Below are 2,605 nucleotides of genomic sequence, written 5' to 3'. Positions count from 1 at the left end.
GTGATTCACGAGGTCCGAGATCGCGAGCCGGCCGCCGACCGTGCGGGCGGTGAAGCAGACGTTGAACTGCCTGCGCACCTCACCGTCCGAGTACGCGATCACATGGCGAGGGCCGGTGTACGTACCCACGAGCCCGGTGATCTCCACGTCCAGCCCCGTTTCCTCCTTCACCTCGCGGACGGCCGTTCCCGGGAGTGAGTCGGTCATCTCCATGCCCCCGCCAGGCAGCGCCCAGAGATCGTTGTCCCGGCGGCGCTGAAGGAGCACGCGCCCTTCGTCGTCGGTGACCACCGCGGACGCGGCGACGACCAAGCTGTTCGGCTCCGGTGCCGCCGGGTCGTCGTAGTACTCGGTCCGTGCCATGGTCACCCCTCTGCTATTGGTGCCACACCGGAGCACCGTAGGCGTTCACGCCCCAGACGTGACCGAGACGGGCGGGTGGGAAATGTGGTTACAGCAACCCGCCTGCCGCCAGGAACTTCCCCACCTGTCCCACCTCGTCCGCAGACAACCCCACCTGAGGCTCCGCAGTCGCCGCACACGCGATCACGCCCCGCAGATGCAGCGCCGCCTTGAACGCCCCCAGCGCCGACGAACTACCCCCCATCCGCGCCGGGTCACCGACACCCACCAGCCCGAACAACGCGCACAACCGCTCCTGTTCGGCACGGGCCCGGTCCCAGTCGCCGGCTCGGCACAGCGCGTCGAGACGGACGTACCCGTGCGGATCGACGTTGGCGAGCCCCGGCACCGCCCCGTCCGCTCCCAACGCCAGCGCGGAGTCGACGAACAGTTCGGACCCCGTCAGCACGCTGAACCCGGTGATGTCCGGACGGACACGCGCGCCGGTCACGACCGTACGGAAGCCGCCGAGGTCGCCGCTGGAGTCCTTGAGCCCGGCCAGTACCCCCTCGGCGGCGAGTTCGAGGACGAGGTCGGAGGGGAGTTTTGTGTGGACGGAGGCCGGGAGGTCGTAGGCGACGACCGGGACCGACGACGCGGCGGCGATCAGACGGTAGTGGCGGGCGATCTCGGCGGGATGGGTGCGCGTGTAGAAGGGCGCGGTCACGACGACCGCGTCGGCACCCGCGTCCGTCACGGCGGCCACATGGTCCAGCACCCGAGGCGTGGTCATGTCGATCGCCCCTGCCAGCACGGGGAGTTGACCCCCGACATGAGCCACCACCGCCTCCACCACGTACCTCCGCTGCCGGTCCGTCAGATACGCCGCCTCCGAGGTCGAACCGAGCAGGAACAGCCCGTGCACCCCGGCCTCCACCAGATGGTCGACGAGCCTGAGCAGTGAACGGACGTCCACCTCGCGGTCCGGTGTCAGGGGTGTGCAGACGGGCGGTACGACACCGGTGAGCGGGGCGGGGAAGGTCATGAAGGCTCCATGGGGCGGCTTTGGCGAACGAGGTCGCGGGTGGTCAGGTCCTCCTCCACAGGATGGTGGCAGCGGTAGCGATGTCCCGGCGTCGACGCGGGCGAAAAGTCCGGCATGGCGGATGCGCACACCTCGTCCGCCTTCCAGCAGCGGGTGCGGAACGGGCAGCCGCTCGGCGGACGCGTGGCCGACGGCACCGGGCCGATCAGCGGGATCGGGTCGATGGGGTGGAGGAGACCGGGGGTCGCCGAGAACAGGGCGCGGGTGTACGGGTGCCGCGCCCGGTCGGTGACCTGGTCGGCCGGGGTCTCCTCGACGATCCGGCCCAGGTACATGGTGATCACGCGGTCGCTCATCCGCCGTACCGTCTGGATGTCGTGGGACACGAACACCAGGGCCAGGCCCAGGCGTTCCTTCAGATCCAGGAGGAGATTGAGGATCTGGGCGCGGACCGACACGTCCAGCGCGCTGGTCGGTTCGTCGGCCACCACCAGGTCGGGGTTCAGTGCCAACGCCCGTGCGATCGCCACGCGTTGGCGCTGGCCGCCCGAGAGCTGTCCCGGCAGGCCGTCCGCCAGCGCGCGCGGGAGGCCGACCAGGGACATCAACTCCCGTACCCGGTCCTCCCGTTCGGCCCGCGTACCGCGACCGTGTACGTCCAGGGGATCCCGCAGTATCCGGCGGATCGTCAGGCGCCGGTTCAGCGCGGTCGACGGGTCCTGGAAGATCATGCCGATGCCCGTGCCGACGGCGGCCCGGCGTTCGCCGTCCGGCATCGACCACAGGTCGCGGCCCCGGAACGACACCGTGCCCGACGTCGGCCGCTGTACGCCCACCAGCACCTTCGCCAGCGTCGACTTGCCGCAGCCGGACTCGCCGACCACGCCGACCGTCTCGCCGGGCGCGATCGTGAGGTCGGCGCCGGTCAGGGCGTAGACCCGGTCGCGGCTGAACAGACCGCCGCTGCGCGCCTTGTGGACGACATGGGCGTCGGCCAACTCGACCAGCGGGCCCGGGCGATCGTCGTGCGCTCCTCCAGCAACGTGCGCGCCGAGGAGCTTGCCGTCCGAGGTCTCGAACTGCTTCTTGAACTCGGCGATCGCGTCCGCGCGGCCGCCGCAGCTGGACGCACTCGGCGAGGCGACTTGGGAGAACATCGCGGCCGATCCGACCGTGTACCACACGATGAACGGGCCGAACGAGTTCCATGTCGTCGGC

General features: G+C 70.4%; 3 protein-coding genes. All 3 read right to left on the bottom strand.

Going from position 1 to position 2,605, the window contains the following annotated elements:
* Nucleotides 1-363, bottom strand: a 363-nt coding sequence (locus ACNFOC_RS53120) for an NUDIX domain-containing protein (RefSeq protein WP_416966130.1), incomplete at its 3' end; no start/stop codon positions are given.
* A gap of 88 nt (nt 364-451) precedes the next feature.
* Nucleotides 452-1,387 (bottom strand): dihydrodipicolinate synthase family protein, encoded by a 936-nt coding sequence (locus ACNFOC_RS53115; RefSeq protein WP_416966129.1) that lies wholly within the window; start codon nt 1,385-1,387, stop codon nt 452-454.
* On the bottom strand, nt 1,384-2,394 hold the full coding sequence (locus ACNFOC_RS53110) for an oligopeptide/dipeptide ABC transporter ATP-binding protein (protein WP_416966131.1): 1,011 nt from the start codon (nt 2,392-2,394) through the stop codon (nt 1,384-1,386). The genes ACNFOC_RS53115 and ACNFOC_RS53110 overlap by 4 nt, the downstream gene beginning before the upstream one ends.
* Nucleotides 2,395-2,605: the final 211 nt, after the last annotated feature.

The organism is Streptomyces colwelliae, assembly GCF_048158785.1.
Lineage (GTDB): Bacteria > Actinomycetota > Actinomycetes > Streptomycetales > Streptomycetaceae > Streptomyces.
This window is presented reverse-complemented; position numbering and strand designations above follow the sequence as displayed.